The 18,606-nt window shown below is 64.1% G+C and carries 17 protein-coding genes; 3 read left to right on the top strand and 14 right to left on the bottom strand.

All coding sequences use genetic code 11. The annotated features are described in order from the left end of the window. Nucleotides 1-231: 231 nt before the first annotated feature. Complete coding sequence (ppc, locus tag Q9451_RS24835) at nucleotides 232-2,859, bottom strand: phosphoenolpyruvate carboxylase (protein WP_012270799.1); 2,628 nt, start codon at nucleotides 2,857-2,859, stop codon at nucleotides 232-234. A 165-nt stretch (nucleotides 2,860-3,024) separates the two neighbouring features. Here ppc and Q9451_RS24840 point away from each other — a divergent pair, with 165 nt between their 5' ends. From Q9451_RS24840 to Q9451_RS24850, 3 genes are all read left to right on the top strand, one after another. Then, nucleotides 3,025-3,369: a hypothetical protein gene (locus Q9451_RS24840; protein ID WP_012270798.1), complete on the top strand. Its 345-nt coding sequence runs from the start codon at nucleotides 3,025-3,027 to the stop codon at nucleotides 3,367-3,369. Nucleotides 3,370-3,643: 274 nt separating this feature from the next. Beyond that, nucleotides 3,644-4,057 carry a DUF4398 domain-containing protein gene (locus Q9451_RS24845; RefSeq protein ID WP_012270797.1) on the top strand — a complete coding sequence of 138 codons (414 nt, stop codon included), beginning with the start codon at nucleotides 3,644-3,646 and terminating at the stop codon, nucleotides 4,055-4,057. Nucleotides 4,058-4,107: 50 nt separating this feature from the next. Continuing rightward, a complete protein-coding gene (locus Q9451_RS24850; RefSeq protein WP_012270796.1) occupies nucleotides 4,108-4,899 on the top strand; it encodes an OmpA family protein in 792 nt (263 codons plus the stop codon). A 104-nt stretch (nucleotides 4,900-5,003) separates the two neighbouring features. Here the strand turns inward: Q9451_RS24850 and Q9451_RS24855 are convergent, their stop codons facing one another. The 13 genes from Q9451_RS24855 to Q9451_RS24915 all read right to left on the bottom strand — a co-directional run bounded on the left by Q9451_RS24855 (nucleotide 5,004) and on the right by Q9451_RS24915 (nucleotide 18,606). Beyond that, a complete protein-coding gene (locus tag Q9451_RS24855) occupies nucleotides 5,004-5,330 on the bottom strand; it encodes a hypothetical protein (RefSeq protein ID WP_012270795.1) in 327 nt (108 codons plus the stop codon). Continuing rightward, on the bottom strand, nucleotides 5,327-6,250 hold the full coding sequence (locus tag Q9451_RS24860; protein ID WP_012270794.1) for an alpha/beta hydrolase: 924 nt from the start codon (nucleotides 6,248-6,250) through the stop codon (nucleotides 5,327-5,329). Before Q9451_RS24860 ends, Q9451_RS24855 begins: the two co-directional genes overlap by 4 nt. Continuing rightward, nucleotides 6,222-7,499, bottom strand: a complete 1,278-nt coding sequence (locus Q9451_RS24865; protein WP_012270793.1) for a flavohemoglobin expression-modulating QEGLA motif protein — start codon at nucleotides 7,497-7,499, stop codon at nucleotides 6,222-6,224. Before Q9451_RS24865 ends, Q9451_RS24860 begins: the two co-directional genes overlap by 29 nt. A 51-nt stretch (nucleotides 7,500-7,550) precedes the next feature. Beyond that, nucleotides 7,551-8,099, bottom strand: coding sequence for a hypothetical protein (locus Q9451_RS24870; protein ID WP_012270792.1), 549 nt, complete (start codon nucleotides 8,097-8,099; stop codon nucleotides 7,551-7,553). 29 nt (nucleotides 8,100-8,128) lie between these two features. After that, on the bottom strand, nucleotides 8,129-8,833 hold the full coding sequence (locus Q9451_RS24875; protein ID WP_012270791.1) for a TetR family transcriptional regulator: 705 nt from the start codon (nucleotides 8,831-8,833) through the stop codon (nucleotides 8,129-8,131). A gap of 144 nt (nucleotides 8,834-8,977) precedes the next feature. Continuing rightward, nucleotides 8,978-10,480 carry a lysine--tRNA ligase gene (lysS, locus tag Q9451_RS24880; RefSeq protein WP_012270790.1) on the bottom strand — a complete coding sequence of 501 codons (1,503 nt, stop codon included), beginning with the start codon at nucleotides 10,478-10,480 and terminating at the stop codon, nucleotides 8,978-8,980. 93 nt (nucleotides 10,481-10,573) lie between these two features. Next, nucleotides 10,574-11,669 (bottom strand): peptide chain release factor 2 gene (gene prfB / locus Q9451_RS24885; protein WP_123109230.1). Its coding sequence is split into 2 segments (ribosomal slippage): nucleotides 10,574-11,596 and nucleotides 11,598-11,669, totalling 1,095 coding nucleotides; the frame shifts between segments, so codons are not numbered across the junction. Between the two features lie 131 nt (nucleotides 11,670-11,800). Beyond that, entirely contained in the window at nucleotides 11,801-12,805 is a 1,005-nt protein-coding gene (gene wspR, locus Q9451_RS24890; RefSeq protein ID WP_012270788.1) for a Wsp signal transduction system regulator diguanylate cyclase WspR, read from the bottom strand. A gap of 51 nt (nucleotides 12,806-12,856) precedes the next feature. Then, the gene (wspF, locus tag Q9451_RS24895; protein WP_345960801.1) at nucleotides 12,857-13,870 is read right to left on the bottom strand and encodes a Wsp signal transduction system protein-glutamate methylesterase WspF; all 1,014 of its coding nucleotides are present in this window, start codon (nucleotides 13,868-13,870) and stop codon (nucleotides 12,857-12,859) included. Continuing rightward, on the bottom strand, nucleotides 13,867-16,170 hold the full coding sequence (locus Q9451_RS24900) for a hybrid sensor histidine kinase/response regulator (RefSeq protein ID WP_012270786.1): 2,304 nt from the start codon (nucleotides 16,168-16,170) through the stop codon (nucleotides 13,867-13,869). The genes wspF and Q9451_RS24900 overlap by 4 nt, the downstream gene beginning before the upstream one ends. Next, nucleotides 16,167-16,832: a chemotaxis protein CheW gene (locus tag Q9451_RS24905; RefSeq protein WP_012270785.1), complete on the bottom strand. Its 666-nt coding sequence runs from the start codon at nucleotides 16,830-16,832 to the stop codon at nucleotides 16,167-16,169. The genes Q9451_RS24900 and Q9451_RS24905 overlap by 4 nt, the downstream gene beginning before the upstream one ends. After that, the gene (locus Q9451_RS24910) at nucleotides 16,829-18,103 is read right to left on the bottom strand and encodes a CheR family methyltransferase (RefSeq protein ID WP_012270784.1); all 1,275 of its coding nucleotides are present in this window, start codon (nucleotides 18,101-18,103) and stop codon (nucleotides 16,829-16,831) included. Before Q9451_RS24910 ends, Q9451_RS24905 begins: the two co-directional genes overlap by 4 nt. Further along, nucleotides 18,100-18,606, bottom strand: a complete 507-nt coding sequence (locus Q9451_RS24915) for a chemotaxis protein CheW (RefSeq protein ID WP_012270783.1) — start codon at nucleotides 18,604-18,606, stop codon at nucleotides 18,100-18,102. Before Q9451_RS24915 ends, Q9451_RS24910 begins: the two co-directional genes overlap by 4 nt.

Genomic DNA, 18,606 nt, shown 5'->3' on the forward strand with positions numbered 1-18,606 from the left:
AATTCAATGGATTCGGCAACCAGGGCCAAGTCCGGAAAATCGGGTATGACCATAAATCGGTCAGAAGGCTGCTCAAGATACACAGCGCTCGGCAGCCAGACAAGCGTCCCAAAGTTGCAGGAATGCGCCACTTGCGGCTCAGCAGACTGGCGGTTGCGCCCGGCGCAACCACCCTCCCCGTCCTTGTGCCGGGCCTGCTCGGCACTCGCCAGGCATGGCCCGGGCATGCCCTCAGCCGGTGTTGCGCAACCCGGCGGCAATACCCGCCACGGTCACCAGCAAGGCCTGCTCCAACGGGCTGTCCAGAGCGGCTTCGCGGCTGCGCGAGCGAGCCAGCAACTCGGCCTGCAGGCGGTGCAGTGGGTCCAGGTAGGTATTGCGCAGGCTGATGAATTCCAGCGTCTCGGGGCTGTGCGCCAGTAGCACCGGCTGCCCGGTCAGGCCCAGCACCACCTGGCACGACTGCGACAATAGGTCGCGCAGGTGCGCACCTAAAGGAAGCAAGTGCGGTTGCACTAGACGTTCGTCGTAGGCCTCGGCAATTTGCGCATCGGCCTTGGCCAGCACCATTTCCAACATATCGATGCGGGTGCGGAAGAACGGCCACTGCTCGCGCATCTGCGCCAGCAACTCACCCTGGCCACGGGCCAAGGCGTTGCTCAGTGCGGTCTCCCAGCCCAGCCAGGCCGGCAACATCAGCCGGGTCTGGGTCCAGCCGAAGATCCATGGGATGGCCCGCAGGCTTTCGATGCCCCCGGCGCGGCGCTTGGCCGGGCGGCTGCCCAGCGGCAGGCGCCCCAGCTCCTGTTCTGGCGTCGACTGGCGGAAGTACTCGACGAAATCGGGGTTCTCCCGCACCACGCTGCGGTAAGCCTTCACACCATCGGCGGCCAACTGGTCCATCAACTCGCGCCAAGCCGGCTGCGGTGGCGGAGGTGGCAGTAGTGTGGCTTCGAGTACGGCCGCCAGGTACAGGTTGAGGTTTTGTTCGGCGATACCCGGCAAGCCGAACTTGAAACGGATCATTTCGCCCTGCTCGGTAGTGCGAAAACGCCCCGCCACCGAACCCGGTGGCTGCGACAGAATCGCCGCATGCGCCGGGCCACCGCCGCGCCCAACGGTGCCGCCACGGCCGTGGAACAGCAGCAGCTCGACCTGATGCTCGGCGCAGATTCGCACCAGGTTTTCCTGGGCACGGTACTGTGCCCAGGCAGCGGCGGTGGTGCCAGCGTCCTTGGCCGAGTCCGAGTAACCGATCATCACTTCCTGCGGGCCACGCAGGCCGGCGCGATAGCCCGGCAGGCCGAGCAGGCGCTGCATCACCGGGCCGGCGTTGTCGAGGTCGGCCAGGGTTTCGAACAGCGGCACCACGCGCATGGGGCGAGTCAGGCCAGCTTCCTTGAGCAGCAGTTGCACGGCCAGCACATCCGAGGCGGCACCCGCCATGGAGATGACATACGAGCCCAGCGAGGCAGCCGGCGCGGCGGCGACTTCTCTGCAAGTGGCCAGCACTTCGGCGGTATCCGCCTGCGGTTTGAAATGCGCAGGTAACAGCGGCCGGCGGTTTTTCAGCTCGGCCTGGAGGAACCCGATTCGCTGCTCTTCGTCCCAATCGGCATAACGCCCCAGGCCCAGGTAATCGGTGATCTCGGTCAGCGCATCACGGTGGCGGGCAGCGTCCTGGCGCACGTCCAGGCGGCCCAGGAACAGGCCGAAGGTAACGGCGCGGCGCAGGCAGTCGAGCAGCGGCCCCTCGGCGATCACACCCATGCCGCAATCATGCAGCGACTGGTAGCACAGCTCCAGCGGCGCGATCAGGTCGCGGTTATCCACCAGCACCTCGGCACCGGCCGGCTGGTTGCTGGCCAGGGCCGAGTGCGCCCAGGCTCGTGTCGCCCGCAAGCGGTCGCGCAGTTGCTTGAGCACGGCGCGGTAAGGCTCGGCACTGTCGCCGACCCGTTCGCGCAGGGCGTCGTTGGCCTGCTGCATCGACAGCTCCGCAGCCAATGCATCGATGTCGCGCAAGAACAGGTCGGCGGCCATCCAGCGCGCCAACAGCAGCACTTCGCGGGTGACGGCAGCGGTCACGTTGGGGTTGCCATCACGGTCACCGCCCATCCACGAGGCAAAGCGGATTGGCGCGGCCTCCAGCGGCAGGCGCAGGCCAGTGGCCTCCAGCAGGGCCTTGTCGACCTTGCGCAGATGGCTGGGGATGGCGTGCCACAGCGAATGCTCGATCACTGCGAAGCCCCACTTGGCTTCGTCTACCGGCGTGGGGCGGGTGCGGCGGATTTCTTCGGTGTGCCAGGCTTCGGCGATCAGCCGGCGCAGGCGTTCGCGAACCTGCTGGCGCTCGGCCGGGCTCAGGTCGCGGTGGTCCTGCGCGGCCAGTTGACCTGCAATGGCGTCGTATTTCTGGATCAGCGTGCGGCGGGCTACCTCGGTGGGGTGAGCGGTGAGCACCAATTGGATGTCGAGCTTGGCCAGTTGTCGGGCCAAGGCATCGTTGCTGTGGCCAGCCTGCTTCAGACGCGCCAGCAACTCAGGCAACACCCGCGCTTCGAAAGGCTCGGGCTGATCGGCGTCGCGGCGGCGGATCAACTGGTACTGTTCGGCCATGTTGGCCAGGTTGAGGAACTGGTTGAAGGCCCTGGCCACAGGCAACAGGTCGTCTTCGGCAAGGTCCGCCAGGGTCGAGCTCAGTTGCTCACCGGGGCCACGGCGGTCGGCCTTGGCACTGTGGCGAATGTCCTCGATCTTCTGCAGGAACGCATCACCGTGCTGCTGGCGAATGGTTTCGCCAAGCAGTTCACCCAACACATGGACATCTTCACGCAAACGCACATCGATATCGGTCATTGGCCCTCTCTTTGGCGCGGCTCTGGCGCACTCCTGTACACAGCTCTGTCAAAGAGTGCCCCTTGCCGCGCAGCCATGGCAAGCCGTGATCGGTCAAAGCAAACTAAAGTGAAAGCACAGCACTCCCATGCCATGCAGCCTTAGCAGGCGTAAACAGAGGTCATCATGAAAATCCGTGAACTCGCCCAGCACTGGGAACAGAATGCCGCTGGCACGCTCAGTCGCACAGGGCATGTCTTGCATCTGGACCTGGAGTCCGAGGCGCGCCTGGCCGCGCTGATCGACATGTACCCCAAGCGCACCGCCGAAGAACTGCTCGGCGAACTGGTCGCCGCCGCCCTCGAAGAACTTGAAGCCAGCTTCCCCTATGTGCAGGGCCGGCAGGTCATCGCCACCGATGAAGAAGGCGACCCGCTGTACGAGGATGTCGGCCCTACTCCACGCTTTCTCACCCTGTCGCGCCAGCACCTGCACAGCTTGAGCAACACTGCCGTCGATAACGAAAAATAGCCTGCCCTCCATGTTCCGGGCCCCTGAAAGGCCCGGAATACCGCCCTCGGCCGAGAAAGTTCCAGCAAATCCTCGCTGACCAATCAGTCAGAAAAAAATCCGCTCGCAGCGCATTTTTTTCTGAACCATTCGAAAAACGGTCGAGTCGGAGCCAATAGCCATCACGCTAAAACCCTGCACACTGCCCTCGTGCACCGTTGAGCTGAAGCGCGCGGTTTTGTCAGGGATTGAGCGATGGACTGCTACGGACATCGTCGTTATCAGGAGTGATCCAATGGAGCTGACCATCATGAAGACCCGCACCCGCAAACTGTCATCCACTCATGTGCGCGGGTTCAAGCTGGCCGCGCTGGCCCTCGGCAGTAGCCTGGTCCTGGCCGGCTGTGCGGGCAACCCACCCACCGAGCAGTATGCCGTTACCCAGTCTGCTGTGAACTCCGCCGTCAGTGCTGGCGGTACCGAGTTTGCCGCCGTGGAAATGAAAGCGGCCCAGGACAAGTTCAAGCAGGCCGAGATCGCCATGCATGACAAGAAGTACGACGAGGCCAAGCGCCTGGCCCAACAGGCCGAGTGGGACGCACGCCTCGCCGAACGCAAGGCCCAGGCGGCCAAGGCCCAGAAGGCCGTGCAGGATGCCCGCCAGGGCATTCAGGACGTACGTGAGGAAGGCCTGCGCAGCGCTCAGTGAGCCCTGCCCCGCCAACCTTAGCCTTCGCACACGATCAAAGGATGAACACTATGCGCAAACACGTCATGATTCCCGCCCTGCTGGCCCTGAGCGTCGGTCTCGCTGCCTGCTCGCACGACCCGAATGCCAACCTGGAAGCGGCCCGCACCAATTTCTCCTCGCTGCAGAGCGACCCGCAATCGAGCAAGGTCGCGGCCCTGGAGACCAAGGACGCCCAGGACTGGCTGAACAAGGCCGACAAGGCCTACATGGACCGTGAAGACCAGAAGCAGGTCGACCAGCTCGCCTACCTGACCAACCAACGTATTGAAGTGGCGAAACAGACCATTGCCCTGCGCACCGCCGAAGGCGAGCTGAAAAATGCCTCGGCCCAGCGTGCCCAGGCCAAGCTGGATGCCCGCGACGCGCAGATCGCCAAGCTGCAGGACAGCCTCAATGCCAAGCAGACCGACCGCGGTACGCTGGTGACCTTCGGCGACGTGCTGTTCGACTTCAACAAAGCCGAACTCAAGAGCAACGCCTACCCGAACATCACCAAGCTGGCCCAGTTCCTCCAGGAGAACCCGGAGCGCAAGGTGATTGTCGAGGGCTACACCGACAGTGTCGGCTCGGCCAACTACAACCAGAGCCTGTCCGAACGCCGCGCAGGCTCCGTGCGCATGGCACTGGTGCGCGCCGGCGTGGACCCTGCACGCATCGTGTCCCAGGGTTATGGCAAGGAGTACCCGGTAGCGGACAACGGCAGCAACTCGGGGCGGGCGCAAAACCGTCGGGTGGAGGTGACCATCTCCAACGACAACCAGCCGGTGGCACCGCGTACGGTGAGTCAGGCCCAGCAGTAAGACTGGCCAGCTGAAATGACAAGCCCCGCGATCGACGCGGGGCTTTCTTTTGCCTGTTCCGACCTCTCGCGGGCACACCCGCTACGGGGCCGATACAGGCAACATCACTGCACCTGCTGTGGGGTTTCCTCGCCCATGCAACGCACGGCGCGCTTGCGGTTGTCCACCAGCACGCCGGTCAGGCCTTTTTGCTGGGTGTCGAACAGCACCAGCACGCCGTCCACACACTGGGCCACCTGCGCCGCCGGGTCCAGCGACACCTTGTAGTCTTCGCCGGGGATGGTCTTGAGCATGGTGAAGTCCTGCAGCAACAGGGCATCCTCGGGTTTGGCGAAATGCAGGTAACCGTAGTACCACAAAGCCCCCACCGTCACGATGATGCTACCGATGCCGGTCAGGATCAGCGGGATGGCGTTGCGTTCTTCACTCATTGCTTGTTCTTCTCGTCAGGGAAATTGGGCACTTCGGCAAGCCGCCGCAGGCCGTTGAAATGGCTGGGGTCATCAAGGAAACGCAGCATCACCTGGCGCCAGGTTGGGTCAGCGAAGGTCTGTACATGGCCGCCTCGGGTCAGTTGCAGCACCCTTGGTGCTGGTGCGTGCTGGTACAGGCGAATGCCGTTGTCCATCGGCACCAGGTTGTCGTCGATGCTGTGGAAGAACAGTTTGGGCGGGCTGCTTAGCTGCTCGATCGAACGGATCGCGCTGTCGCCGTCCGGCACCAGCCACGACAGCGGCACCTGCAGCGGCCAAGTCATCCACGAGGTGCTGAGGGCATAGCGCCCCACCTCGCGGTAACTGGCCGGCACGCCATCGAACACCAGCGCGCTGAAGCGCTGGCGCTGCTCAGGGTGGGCCGCCAGATAATGAATGGCCATGGCGCCACCCAGGCTCTGCCCCAGCAGCACCAGTGGCTTGCCCTTTACCTCGGGTGCCTGGTTCAGCCAAACCATGGCGGCGGCAATGTCCTGGTACACGTCCGGCAGGCTCGGCTGGCCCTGGGACAAGCCGTAGCCGCGATAATCGATCATCAACACCTGGTAACCCTGCTCCGGCAGCCAGTAGCTCCCCCCCAGGTGTCCAGGCAGGTTGCCGCCGTTTCCATGCAGGTGCAGCACCGTGCCTTTGACATCGACCCCGGCCTTGGCCGGCAGCCACCAGCCGTGCAGGCGCAGGCCATCAGCAGTGTTCAGGGTGACATCGCGATACGCCAGCTTGGCCCGCTCAGGGGTGAAGGCCTGGCCACGCTCGGGGTAGAACAGCAGGCTGCTGCAGCCGCCAAGCCCCAGCAGAACCACGCCCAGGGCCAGCAGGCGGCAGCACTCAGAGAATGTTCGCGTAGTCGGCTTCAATACGATCCAGGCTCAGGTGGTTGAGGAAGTTGGAGAAGCACATCCAGGCCGACAGCGCGTTAAGGTCGCGGAACTGTTCGGGCAGGTACTTGGGTGGCTCGACCAAACCCTCCTCGACCAGCTGACGCAGGGTGCGCATGTCTTCCAGGGTGGTCTTGCCACAGAACAGCAACGGGATCTGTTCGAGCTTGCCCTTCTTCACGGCCAACTGAATGTAGTTGTAAACCATGATGAAGCCCTTGAGATAGGACAAGTCCTTGGTGAATGGCAGGCCATTGGGCACCGAGCCGCGGAACACCCGGCTGGCGTTGCTGTAGCTCTGCGCCATCTCGAAGCCCTGCTCGCGGAAGAAGTTGAACACCTGGAGGAAATCGGCGCCCTCCTCGACCATGTGGATCGCGCGGGTGCGGTTGGTGAGCTTGCGCAAGCGGCTGGGGTAGGACGCAAAGGCGATCACTTCCATGAGGATGGCCAGGCCTTCCTGGGTCACCGTCGACGAGGGCGGGCCCTTGGCCAGAAAGGTACAGATAGGCTGGTTCTGGCCATTCAGTGTGGTGCCCACGTGCACCAGCCCTTCGTGCACCTCCAGGGCGCGCACGTCGCGGACGTTGAACATGGCGTCGGCGCGCACCTTGATGTAGTCGGCACCGGCCGCAGCATCGGCGACGATGCCGTCAGACTCGAATACGCGAATGGTTTCCTCGGCCTCGCCGAACACCTTGTTCAGCCGGCGCTGGAGAATGTCCACGGCCTCCTTGGCCGTCAGATTCTTGGGTTCGTCCTTGAGGTCGCCACGGCCGTCAATGTTGTTCAGGTAGTCTGAGAACATCATGCCGAGGTCGGCCAGGGTCGGGTCACCGGCGTGGAAGGCATCCGAGGCCGCGCCGTACAGCTCCTGGGAGATCAACCCGAAGTCCTCGGTGCCGCGCGCTTCGAGCATGCGCACGACCATGCGGTACTCGCGGCACATGCGCTTCATGATCTGGCCAACCGGGTTGAACTGGCCGAGCTGGCGAATGATGTCGCGCTCGATGCCCTGAAACTCGGCCTTGACCGCGCTGGAGTCGAACGACAGCGGGCGCGACTGGTAGTAGGCGCGGTCAACCGCCGGCGGCTCCTTGCCCTTGGCCTTGAGGAAGCCCTGGCGAATGTTGTCGTCCCACTTCACCGCGTCCAGGACCCGGATCGGGGTCTGCGCCGCGACGATGCGGTCGGACAGGGCGCGGATGGTTTGCTGGTATTCGTCCACCGGGGACTCCTTTCTAGTACAAGAAACCTGCCCGCGAGGAAGCCAACACGGTCATTTGCCGGAGCGCTGGAACCGCGCCACCTCGACGAACAGGTCGGAGTTGGCCGGGTCGTCCAGATACGCCAGCACCCGCGCCGACGGGCTGTCGATCAACACGCCATCGCCGTTGTCTTCTGGCACCTCGGTGCTACGCCCGGTCAGTTCTTTCTTGTCCACCGCCTGCTGCACCTGCTCGACATCCAGGTTGTAGACCACCAGTTCCTTGCCATCGACGATGTCGAAACCGCCAATCAGGAAGTTGCCACCCAGGCGCTTGGGCACACCAGCCGACAGGTACCAGCGGTTGCCGTGGCGCGACACAATGAACACGTATTCTTCAGGGGCCTTGCCCTTGGCCGTGGCCACTGCCTTGTAGGCATCGCCACCGCTGCGGCTGATGGTCAGCTTCAGCGGCTCGCCCCAGGCGTCCTTGCTGCTCCACTTGCCGAGCAGGGCCTTGGGCGCCGCCTGGTTGCTGGGCAATGGCTCATGGAAGGTCACCAGACAACCGCCCAGCAGCAGGAATGACAGAGTCAACAACACCACACGCCAGGCTTTCATCAGGTTCTCCTTGAAAAGTCGATCTCGGCTCAGGCCGATGCCAGCACAAGCTGCAGGTATCGGGTAAGCATAGCGAGCATCTGCCCATCGGCTTGCGCATTCGCATCCTTGAGCAGGCCCTGATATTCCATCTGCTCGATAATCGCCGTCAACATCTGGGCGTCCTGTTCCGGTTGCCGCGAACCCACTACCTGCAGCAATTGCCGGGTGCCGTGCAACAGGATCTGCTCATGGGCGCACACCAGCTCGGCCAGGCGCGGGCAAAGCAGCGCCTCCTGGCGGAAGGCCTGCTCGGCCATCAGGAAGTCACGGCGGTTCAGCAGTTGCCGCTGCACATAGTCAGCGGTCATGCGCGCCACTTCGTCGGCCAACCGCGCCCGTGCCTGCTGGCTGCCATCGCCCTGGGCCAGCAACTGGCGCAACACCACCTCGGTGTTGGCCCACAGCTTGGCCATGTAGGCCGCGCTCCGCTCGACGTACTGGGCGAAGGTATCGGTGAGCAGGTCCTCGATGTCCTTGAAGTAGTAGGTGGTGGCCGACAATGGCACACCAGCCTCGGCGGCCACTGCGCGGTGGCGCACGCCGCGTACACCATCGCGCACGACGATGCGCATGGCGGCGTCGAGGATCAGCTGGCGACGCTGTTCGCTGCCTTGGCGGGCAGTCTTGCGCCCTTGGTATTGCACGCTTTCGGCGACGGCGGTGGCAATGCCGGCGGCGCCCTGGTCAGGCATGGCGGGTGTCACGGGTATACCTCATTGGACAACGTTTCATCAGTGCCGGCCTCTTTGCGGGCGTGCCCGCAAAGAGGCCAGTACAAACAACATAAAGCTTCAGGCAAGAAAAAGCCGCCTCGAAAGGCGGCTCGTTCAAATCACTCAGGCCTGCGGACGCATGTGCGGGAACAGGATCACGTCGCGGATCGACGGCGAGTTGGTCAGCAGCATCACCAGGCGGTCGATGCCGATACCCTCACCGGCGGTCGGCGGCATGCCGTACTCCAGTGCACGCACGAAGTCGGCGTCGTAGTGCATGGCTTCGTCGTCACCGGCGTCCTTCTCGGCCACCTGGGCCAGGAAGCGCTCGGCCTGGTCTTCGGCATCGTTGAGCTCGGAGTAGGCGTTGGCGATTTCACGGCCACCGATGAACAGCTCGAAGCGGTCGGTAACGGCTGGGTTGTCGTCGTTGCGACGGGCCAGCGGCGACACTTCGAACGGGTACTCGGTAATGAAGTGCGGCTGCTCCAGCTTGTGCTCGACCAGTTCTTCGAAAATCATCACCTGCAGCTTGCCCAGGCCTTCGTGGCCCAGCACCTTGGCACCGGCCTTCTTGGCGATGTCGCGGGCGCGGTCGACGTCCTGCAGGTCGGCAGCGGTCAGCTCGGGGTTGTACTTGAGGATCGAGTCGAACACCGACAGGCGCACGAACGGCTCGCCAAAGTGGAACACCTTGTCACCGTACGGCACGTCGGTGCTGCCCAGTACCAGCTGCGCCAGCTCACGGAACAGTTCCTCGGTGAGGTCCATGTTGTCGCGGTAGTCAGCGTAGGCCTGGTAGAACTCGAGCATGGTGAATTCAGGGTTGTGACGAGTCGAAACGCCTTCGTTACGGAAGTTGCGGTTGATCTCGAACACCTTTTCAAAGCCACCCACCACCAGGCGCTTGAGGTACAGCTCCGGCGCGATGCGCAGGAACATGGCCATGTCCAGGGCGTTGTGGTGAGTTTCGAACGGCTTGGCCGCCGCGCCGCCTGGAATGGTCTGCAGCATCGGCGTTTCGACTTCGAGGAAGTCACGCTCGATGAGGAACTTGCGGATGTGCGAGATCACCTGCGAACGCACACGGAAGGTGTGGCGGGTTTCTTCGTTGACCATCAGGTCGACGTAACGCTGACGGTAGCGCTGCTCGGTGTCGGTCAGGCCGTGGTGCTTGTCGGGCAGCGGGCGCAGCGACTTGGTCAACAGGCGCACATTGGTCATTTCGACGTACAGGTCGCCCTTGCCGGAACGGGCCAGGGTGCCTTCGGCACTGATGATGTCGCCCAGGTCCCAAGTCTTGACCGCAGCCAGGGTTTCTTCGGGCAGGGTTTTGCGGTTGACGTAGACCTGGATACGGCCAGTCATGTCCTGGATAACCATGAACGAGCCACGGTTGAGCATGATACGGCCGGCAACCTTGACCGGGATCGCGGCTGCTTCCAGCTCTTCCTTGGTCTTGTCCGCGTACTGTTTCTGCAGGTCGTTGCAGTAGCTGTCGCGACGGAAGTCGTTGGGGAAGGCGTTGCCCTTGGCGCGCTCGGCGGCAAGTTTTTCCTTGCGCAGGGCGATCAGGGCATTTTCTTCCTGTTGCAGGTCTTGCGATTCGGTCTTGAGGTCGCTCATGTCGTCATTCTTTCCATCAGGTATTCGTTGCCCTTTTCGGGCAGGGCACGCGATACCGGCGGGCAGCCAGGTATCGCGGCAGTGGAGTGCGGCTTACAGCCCTTGCTTGAGGCTTGCTTCCAGGTACTGGTCGAGGTCGCCGTCCAGCACTTTCTGGCAGTCGCTGCGCTCTACGCCTGTGCGCAGGTCTTTGATGCGCGAGTCATCCAGTACGTAGGAACGGATCTGGTGGCCCCAGCCGATGTCCGACTTGCTGTCTTCCAGCGCCTGCGATGCGGCGTTGCGCTTCTGCATTTCCAGCTCGTACAACTTGGCCCGCAGCATTTTCATGGCGGTGTCTTTGTTGGCGTGCTGGGAGCGTTCGTTCTGGCACGCCACCACGGTGTTGGTCGGTACGTGGGTGATACGTACGGCCGAGTCGGTGGTGTTCACGTGCTGACCACCGGCACCGGAGGAGCGGTAGGTGTCAATGCGCAGGTCGGACGGGTTGATCTCGATCTCGACCTTGTCGTCGATTTCGGGCGACACGAACACTGCCGAGAACGAGGTGTGGCGACGGGCACCGGAGTCGAACGGGCTCTTGCGCACCAGGCGGTGCACACCGATTTCGGTACGCAGCCAGCCGAAGGCGTACTCGCCCTTGATGTGCACGGTGGCGCCCTTGATGCCGGCGACTTCACCTTCGGAAAGCTCGATGATGGTGGCGTCGAAACCGCGCTTGTCAGCCCAGCGCAGGTACATGCGCAGCAGGATGTTGGCCCAGTCCTGCGCTTCGGTACCACCAGAGCCGGCCTGGATGTCCAGGTAGGCGTTGTTCATGTCCATCTCGCCGCTGAACATGCGACGGAACTCAAGCTTGGCCAGGTTTTCTTCCAGCTCTTCCAGCTCGGCCACGACGTCGCCGACGGCGTTTTCGTCATTTTCCTCGACGGCCATGTCGAGCAGGTCCTGGCAGTCACCCAGGCCGTTGGACAATTTGTCCAGGGTCTCGACCACCTGCGCCAGCATGGCACGCTCGCGGCCCAGGGCCTGGGCGTACTCGGGCTTGTTCCAGACGTTGGGGTCTTCCAGCTCGCGGTTGACTTCGATCAGGCGGTCATGCTTGTGATCGTAGTCAAAGATACCCCCGAATGGACTGGGAACGCTCGGTGAGGTCCTTGATGGTGTTCAGGATCGGTTGGATTTCCATGGGCTGGCTACTCGCACGAATTCGGTGAAAAGCCTGCGAGTATAACCGAGTCCGCTGCATGGCGGCAGACCCGCCGGGCGGTAGTCTGTTCAGAAAGCTGCACCGCGCCTACACGGTCCGCGCAATCCTGCTCAGGCGATGCCAACCTGATTACGCCCGCTGTTCTTGGCTTGGTACAGGCCTTTGTCCGCTGCCGAGATCAGCTGCCGGCAATGGCTGCCGACGGCCGGGGTCTGGGTAGCCAGGCCAATGCTCACGGTCAGGAACGATTCGGCCACCGGCGCAGTATGCGGGATGCCCAGGCCAAGCACGGTCTGGCGCAGCTTTTCGGCCACCAGGCGTGCCCCGCCTGGCGAGGTGTTGGGCAGCACCAGGGCGAACTCTTCACCGCCATAGCGCGCCGGCAGGTCGGTCGGCCGCGAGCACGAGCCACGAATGGCTTCGGCCACCTGGCGCAAGGCCTCGTCGCCGGCCAGGTGGCCGAAGCTGTCGTTATAGGCCTTGAAGTAGTCCACGTCGATCATCAGCAACGACAGCTGCTGCTGTTCACGCATCGCCCGGCGCCATTCCAGCTCCAGGTACTCGTCGAAATGGCGGCGGTTGGACAGCCCGGTCAGGCCATCGGAGTTCATCAGCCGCTGCAGCATCAGGTTGGAATCGAGCAGTTGCTGCTGGCTGACGCGCAAGGCGCGGTAGGCCTCGTCGCGCTGCAGCAGCGTCAGGTAGGAGCGCGAGTGGTAGCGGATACGCGCCACCAGTTCGATGGTGTCCGGCAGCTTGACCAGGTAATCGTTGGCCCCGGCGGCAAACGCCGCGCTCTTGACCAGTGGGTCTTCCTTGGTCGACAGGACGATGATCGGAATGTCCTGGGTCGCCGGGTTGTTGCGGTACTCGCGCACCAGGGTCAAACCGTCCAGGCCAGGCATGATCAGGTCCTGGAGAATGACCGTAGGCTTGATGCGCATGGCCTGAAGCACCGCCTGGTGCGGGTCGGCACAGAAGTGGAAGTCGATGTTGTCCTCATTGGCCAGACCACGCCGCACCGCTTCGCCGATCATTGCCTGATCGTCGACCAACAGCACCATCGCCGAGTTCTCGTTGGTGGTCGCGAAACCTTCGATCGGTAAGTCATTCATACCTGTTCACCCGATCACTACCGGCCTTGCGGCGTGATTCAATACGTTTCGTCATTTTGCGAAAAAGTCCGTCAAGCGCCCGGCTATGCGTTCCAGCGGGCGAATTTCCACTGCGGCATCAATGGCCGCAGCAGCTTTGGGCATGCCGTACACCGCGCTGCTGGCCTGGTCCTGGGCAATGGTCAAAAAGCCCTGCTGACGCATCAGCTTCAGGCCTTGGGCACCGTCACGGCCCATGCCGGTGAGCAGCACGCCCACGGCATCACCATTCCAGTAACGTGCCACACTCTCGAAGAACACATCGATCGAGGGCCGGTAGATTTCATTGACAGGCTCGGCAGTGTAGGCCAGTTGGCCGTTCTGTAGCAGGCGAATGTGGTGGTTGGTCCCCGCCAGCAACACCTGCCCTGGCTGCGGCGGTTCACCTTCACGGGCCAGGCGCACCGGCAGGCCGGCTGCGCTGCTGAGCCATTCGGCCATGCCTGCGGCAAACACCTGGTCCACATGCTGGACCAGCACGACGGCCGCCGGAAACGCTGCCGGCAAGCTCTTGAGCAACACTTCGAGCGCCGCCGGGCCGCCCGCCGACGAGCCAATTGCCACCAGCCCGCGACGCTGCGAAGCCTCGCGCAGCGGAGCGGCTACCGGCCTTGCGGCTGGGGCACGCTGCTGACCGACCAGCCAGCCGATATTGAGGATTTTGCGCAGCAGGGGGGGCGCCGCTTCGCGGGCATCGCCAGCACCCAACGCCGGGGTGTCGACCACATCGAGAGCGCCATGGCCCATCGCCTCGAACACCCGGTGCACGTTTTGCTTGCGGTCGACCGTGACGATGACGATGGCGCACGGGGTTTCGGCCATGATCCGCCGGGTCGCCTCGACACCGTCCATCACCGGCATGATCAGGTCCATGAGAATCAGGTCGGGCAGTTGTTCGCAGCAGCGCTGCACCGCCTCGGCACCATTGCTGGCCACCCACACCACCTGGTGCGCGGGCTCGAAGGCCACTGCCCGGCGTAACGCCTCCACGGCCATGGGCATGTCATTGACGATGGCGATCTTCATCCCTGAGCACCTCCGATCAGCTCGACTACAGCATCCAGCAACGCATCGTCGTGGAAACTGGCTTTCGCCAAATAGTAGTCCGCGCCAGCATCCAGACCACGCCGTCGGTCTTCCTCACGGTCTTTGTAGGACACCACCATCACCGGCAACGACTGCAGCCGCTGGTCGCGACGCACCAGGGTGACCAGCTCGATGCCGTCCATGCGCGGCATGTCGATGTCGGTGATCAGCAAATCGAAGTCCTCACCGCGCAGGGCGTTCCAGCCGTCCATGCCATCGACTGCCACTGCCACGTCGTAGCCACGGTTACCCAACAGCTTGCGCTGCAGTTCGCGCACGGTCAGCGAATCGTCGACCACCAGGATGCGCTTGCGGGCCACCCCACGGGCACCGCTGCTGCCGCGCTCGATGCGCTCCAGGCTACCGGTACTGAGCAGTTTTTCCACCGACCGCAGCAAGTCTTCGACATCGACGATCAGCACCACCGAGCCATCATCGAGCAAGGCACCGGAGGAAATGTCCTGTACCTTGCCCAGCCGTGGGTCGAGGGGCATCACCACCAGCACCCGCTCGCCCACCAGCCGCTCCACGGCCACGCCGTACAGCTGCTCGCGCTCACGGATCACCACCACCCGCAGGCTGGCTTCGTCGCTTTGCCCGGCCGGGCGGTTGAGCAACTGGCTGGCGGCCACCAGGCCAATATGCCGGCCTTCGTGCCAGAAGTGCTGACGCCCTTCGATCTGCACGATCTGTTCGGCGGTCACTTCCAGCGTGCGTTCGATATGGGCCAGCGGGAAAGCGTAAGCCTCACCGCCCACCTCGACCACCAGGCTGCGCACCACCGACAAGGTCAGTGGCACCTGCAGATGGAAGCGACACCCCTGCCCCGCCACCTGAGTCAGCTCGATCGAGCCGCGCAGCTCGCGGATCATGTGCTGCACCGCATCCAGCCCCACGCCGCGCCCGGACACTTCGGTAACCTTGTCGCGCAGGCTGAAACCGGGCAGGAACAGGAACGTCAGCAGCTCCGCTTCACTCATCCGCGCCACCGTGTCGGCCGGCGACAGGGCACGCTCGACGATGCTGCTGCGCAAGCGCTCCAGGTCGATGCCGGCGCCATCGTCGATCAGCTCCAGGCTGAGCATGCCGGCCTGGTGCGACGCCCGCAGGCGGATCTCCCCTTCGTCCGGCTTGGCCGCCAGCAGGCGCCGCTCGGGCAGTTCGATGCCGTGGTCGACGGCATTGCGCAACAAGTGGGTCAGCGGTGCTTCGAGTTTTTCCAGCACATCGCGGTCGACCTGGGTTTTCTCCCCTTCCACCACCAAGCGCACCGGTTTGCCCAGCGAGCGGCCCAGGTCACGGACCATGCGGCTCTGCCCAGTCAGCACGTCGGCAAACGGCCGCATTCGGCAAGCCAGAGCCGTGTCATACAGTAATTGTGCACGCTGGCTGGCCTGCCAGCCGAATTCGTCCAGGTCCGCAGCCTGTTGCTGCAGGATCTGCTGGGTTTCCGCCAGCAGGCGCTGGGTTTGCGCCAGGGCTTCGAGCACCTCGCTGCGCTGGCCACTGTCTTCCAGCTGCATACGCAAGCCATCGAGCGCCTGCATGCCTTGGCCGTGCATGCGTTTGAGGCGCTGCAGGGTGGCCAGGTAAGGCTTGAGCCGCTGGGTTTCCACCAGCGACTTGCTGGACAGGTCGAGCAGGCTATTGAGGCGGTCGGCGGTAACACGCAGTACCCGCTCGGCACCTTCCCCGGCGCGCTTGCCGGCCTTGCGCCGCAGGGCCGGCTGGGGCTCGGGCTCTGGTTCCGGCGGTTCGGCTGGCACCACCAACGGTGCCGACGTCGGAATTGCCGGGGGGGGCTCCGGCAGCACGGGTGCCACCAGCGGCGCCGCAGGGATGGCAGCAGCGCCTGGGTCAAGCAGGTTGGCCATTTGCGCAAGAAACACCGGCAAGGTCGCCTGCGCGCCGGCATCGCCTGGCGTGGCGATGCGCATCAGCAGGTCGGTGCCTTGCAATAGTGCATCGATATGCTCGGCGGTCAGCCGCAGACGGCCTTCCTGGGCCGCTACCAGGCAATCCTCCATGACATGGGCGACACTGACGCCCGCATCCACCCCGACGATGCGCGCGGCCCCCTTGAGCGAGTGGGCGGCGCGCATGCAGGCCTCGAGCTGGTCGGCCTGGGTGGGATTGCGCTCCAATGCCATCAGGCCGGCACTGAGCACCTGGGTCTGCGCCTCGGCCTCCAGGCTGAACAGTTCGAGCAACGATGCGTCGCGCATTTGCTCTGGGGTCATGACAAGCTCCGCTGCACGGCAGACAGTAAGTGTTGATCGTCCAGCACCCGCACACTGCGGCCGCGCCACTGCAGGACTGCGGAGGTGAAGCGTGTGGCGTCCTGGCCGCTGCCAAGCAACAGTGGGTCGAGCCGGTGAATACCGTCGATTTCCTCGACGGCCATCACCACCGGCCCACCTTCGGCGGCCAGAATCAGCATGCGTGGCATCGCCCGGCCACCACGCTGCTCGGCGGTACCGGCTTGCACACCCAGCAAGTCAGCCAGTGACAGGCACGGCACCAACGCACCGCGCACATTGGCAACCCCCTGCAGCAGCCGCGAGCGCTGATGCGGCAGCGAATGCACCGCCTGCAACGGGGCGATCTCGGCCAGGCAGGCGGTAGCCAGCGCCAGCCACTCTTCGCCCAGGCGGAACAGCAGCACGGAGCGGCCGGTGTTTTCTTCGACCGGCTGCGCTACTGCAGCCTGGTGGTCCTGCATCAGCGCATAGCGGTCGAGCAAACGCGTGGCCGCGGCGGCATACACCTCGCAATTGCGGCAATGAACATGCTGCTCCAGCAGCGGGCACTGCTTGTCGCCATGCACGCCAATGCGGTTCCAGCAGTCGTCGATGTGCGCGTCATCCTCGGCCAGCAACTGCATCGCGGATTCACTGTTCATCGTTCAGACTCCCGGCCAGCCCGCGCCGCCCGTTCCTGCAGGCGCCGGGCACCGGCCAGGTCACCCTGGGCCGCCAGCAAGGCCGCCAGGTGCACCAGCGCCTCGGGGTGCTGTGGTTCCAGGTACAGGGCCTTGCGGTAGTGGGTCAGCGCCTGCTGCGCATCGCCTTCGGTATCACTGAGCAGCCCCAGCCAGTAGTACACCTGCGCCGACGGCGGGTACTGGCCCAGGTAGCGCTGGCACTCGCCCCGGGCCTGCTCGCTGGCACCGGCATTGGCCAGGCGGGCAATGCTGGCCAGCAACTCACTGGCCCCCTCGTGCTTGTGCTCGCGGGCCGGCGCCGGCCTGGCCGCCACAGGCAACACTCGCAGCGGCGGTGGCAACGGCGCGCTGGGCGGTGGATACCCCGCTGTGGGCAACGTCGCCAACGTTCGCTTCACCGGTTGGGCGGGTACCACGTCCATCGGGGCGCTGTCGCCTTCCTGACGCACATAGGCAAACGACTGGGGGATCCCCAGCGGACGCATGCCCAGGCGTGCCAGCAAGCTGCCCTCGGCCGGGCCGATGAACAGCACACCCTGCGGATGCAGCAGGCGTTTGAGCACCTCGAACACACGCTGCTGGGTCGGCACGTCGAAATAAATCAACAGGTTGCGACAGAACACGAAGTCATACAGGCCATCGCGGCTGGCCAACGCCGGGTCAAGCACGTTGCCCACCTGCAGGCTGACTTGCTGGCGTACCCGTTCATGCAGGCGATGGCCTTCGTCGAGGGCATCGAAGTAGCGCTCACGAAAGCCCAGTTCGCTGCCACGAAAGGCATTGCGCCCATACACGGCCAGCCTTGCCTTGGCTACCGAACTGGGGCTGATGTCCATAGCATCAATCAGCAATGCCCCCGGCGCGATGCCAGCGTCGAGCAAGGCCATGGCCAGCGAATACGGCTCCTCGCCGGTCGAGCACGGCAGGCTGAGCAGGCGCAATGGGCGTGCACCCGCCAGCTGGGCCAGGCGTTTATGGGCCAGGCTGGCCAGCGCAGTGAAGGATTCGGGGTAACGGAAAAACCAGGTTTCCGGGACGATCACCGCTTCGATCAGCGCCTGTTGCTCATCCGCCGACTGCTGCAGGCGCAGCCAGTAATCGTCCAGGTCCATCGCGCCTGCAGCCACGCAGCGCTGGCGCAGTGCGCGCTCGACCATGGGCGCGCCCACCGACTCCACGTCCAGACCAATGCGCTCGCGCAAGAAGCGGAAGAAACGCTGTTCGTTCATGTAGGCATCCCTGTCGGGTCTTGCGTGTACAGCAATTCGTGCACAGCGTCGGGCAGCAGGTCATTGACTTCGATGCGCTGCAGCATGCCCTGGGCATCCTGGCGCACCGGGCCCAGATAAGGCGCATCGCCGGTGTCCACCCCATAGGGCTGAAACTCGTCGGGTTGGCAACGCAGGGTTTCGGTGGCCTGCTCCAGAATCAAACCAAGCTGCAGGCTGCCACGGTAGTGCACCAACACCAGGCGGGTGCTGGTGCGCTGCGCCGCTGGCTGGCCAAAGCTCAGCGCGGCAAGGTCGATCACCGGCACCAGCTGGCCACGATGAGCGAGGATACCGGCGACCCAGGCAGGTGCCTGGGCAATCGGCTTGAGCGGCTGACGCGGCAACACCTCGATCACCTCGTGCACGCTCAGGGCAAAACGCTGCGCCCTGATGCGAAACTGCAGGTACAACGCCCCCTTGGCGTTTTTCGCCCGCGCGGGGCGCGGTTGCAAGTCGTTCAT

Source organism: Pseudomonas sp. NY8896 (genome assembly GCF_039634505.1).

Excerpts from the sequence above, each read along its gene's own strand:
- ppc (WP_012270799.1), bottom strand. The coding sequence starts at position 2,859 with ATGACCGATATCGATGTGCGTTTGCGTGAAGATGTCCATGTGTTGGGT.
- Q9451_RS24840 (WP_012270798.1), top strand. The coding sequence starts at position 3,025 with ATGAAAATCCGTGAACTCGCCCAGCACTGGGAACAGAATGCCGCTGGC.
- Q9451_RS24845 (WP_012270797.1), top strand. The coding sequence starts at position 3,644 with ATGGAGCTGACCATCATGAAGACCCGCACCCGCAAACTGTCATCCACT.
- Q9451_RS24850 (WP_012270796.1), top strand. The coding sequence starts at position 4,108 with ATGCGCAAACACGTCATGATTCCCGCCCTGCTGGCCCTGAGCGTCGGT.
- Q9451_RS24855 (WP_012270795.1), bottom strand. The coding sequence starts at position 5,330 with ATGAGTGAAGAACGCAACGCCATCCCGCTGATCCTGACCGGCATCGGT.
- Q9451_RS24870 (WP_012270792.1), bottom strand. The coding sequence starts at position 8,099 with ATGAAAGCCTGGCGTGTGGTGTTGTTGACTCTGTCATTCCTGCTGCTG.
- Q9451_RS24875 (WP_012270791.1), bottom strand. The coding sequence starts at position 8,833 with ATGCCTGACCAGGGCGCCGCCGGCATTGCCACCGCCGTCGCCGAAAGC.
- lysS (WP_012270790.1), bottom strand. The coding sequence starts at position 10,480 with ATGAGCGACCTCAAGACCGAATCGCAAGACCTGCAACAGGAAGAAAAT.
- wspR (WP_012270788.1), bottom strand. The coding sequence starts at position 12,805 with ATGAATGACTTACCGATCGAAGGTTTCGCGACCACCAACGAGAACTCG.
- wspF (WP_345960801.1), bottom strand. The coding sequence starts at position 13,870 with ATGAAGATCGCCATCGTCAATGACATGCCCATGGCCGTGGAGGCGTTA.
- Q9451_RS24900 (WP_012270786.1), bottom strand. The coding sequence starts at position 16,170 with ATGACCCCAGAGCAAATGCGCGACGCATCGTTGCTCGAACTGTTCAGC.
- Q9451_RS24905 (WP_012270785.1), bottom strand. The coding sequence starts at position 16,832 with ATGAACAGTGAATCCGCGATGCAGTTGCTGGCCGAGGATGACGCGCAC.
- Q9451_RS24910 (WP_012270784.1), bottom strand. The coding sequence starts at position 18,103 with ATGAACGAACAGCGTTTCTTCCGCTTCTTGCGCGAGCGCATTGGTCTG.
- Q9451_RS24915 (WP_012270783.1), bottom strand. The coding sequence starts at position 18,606 with ATGAACGACTTGCAACCGCGCCCCGCGCGGGCGAAAAACGCCAAGGGG.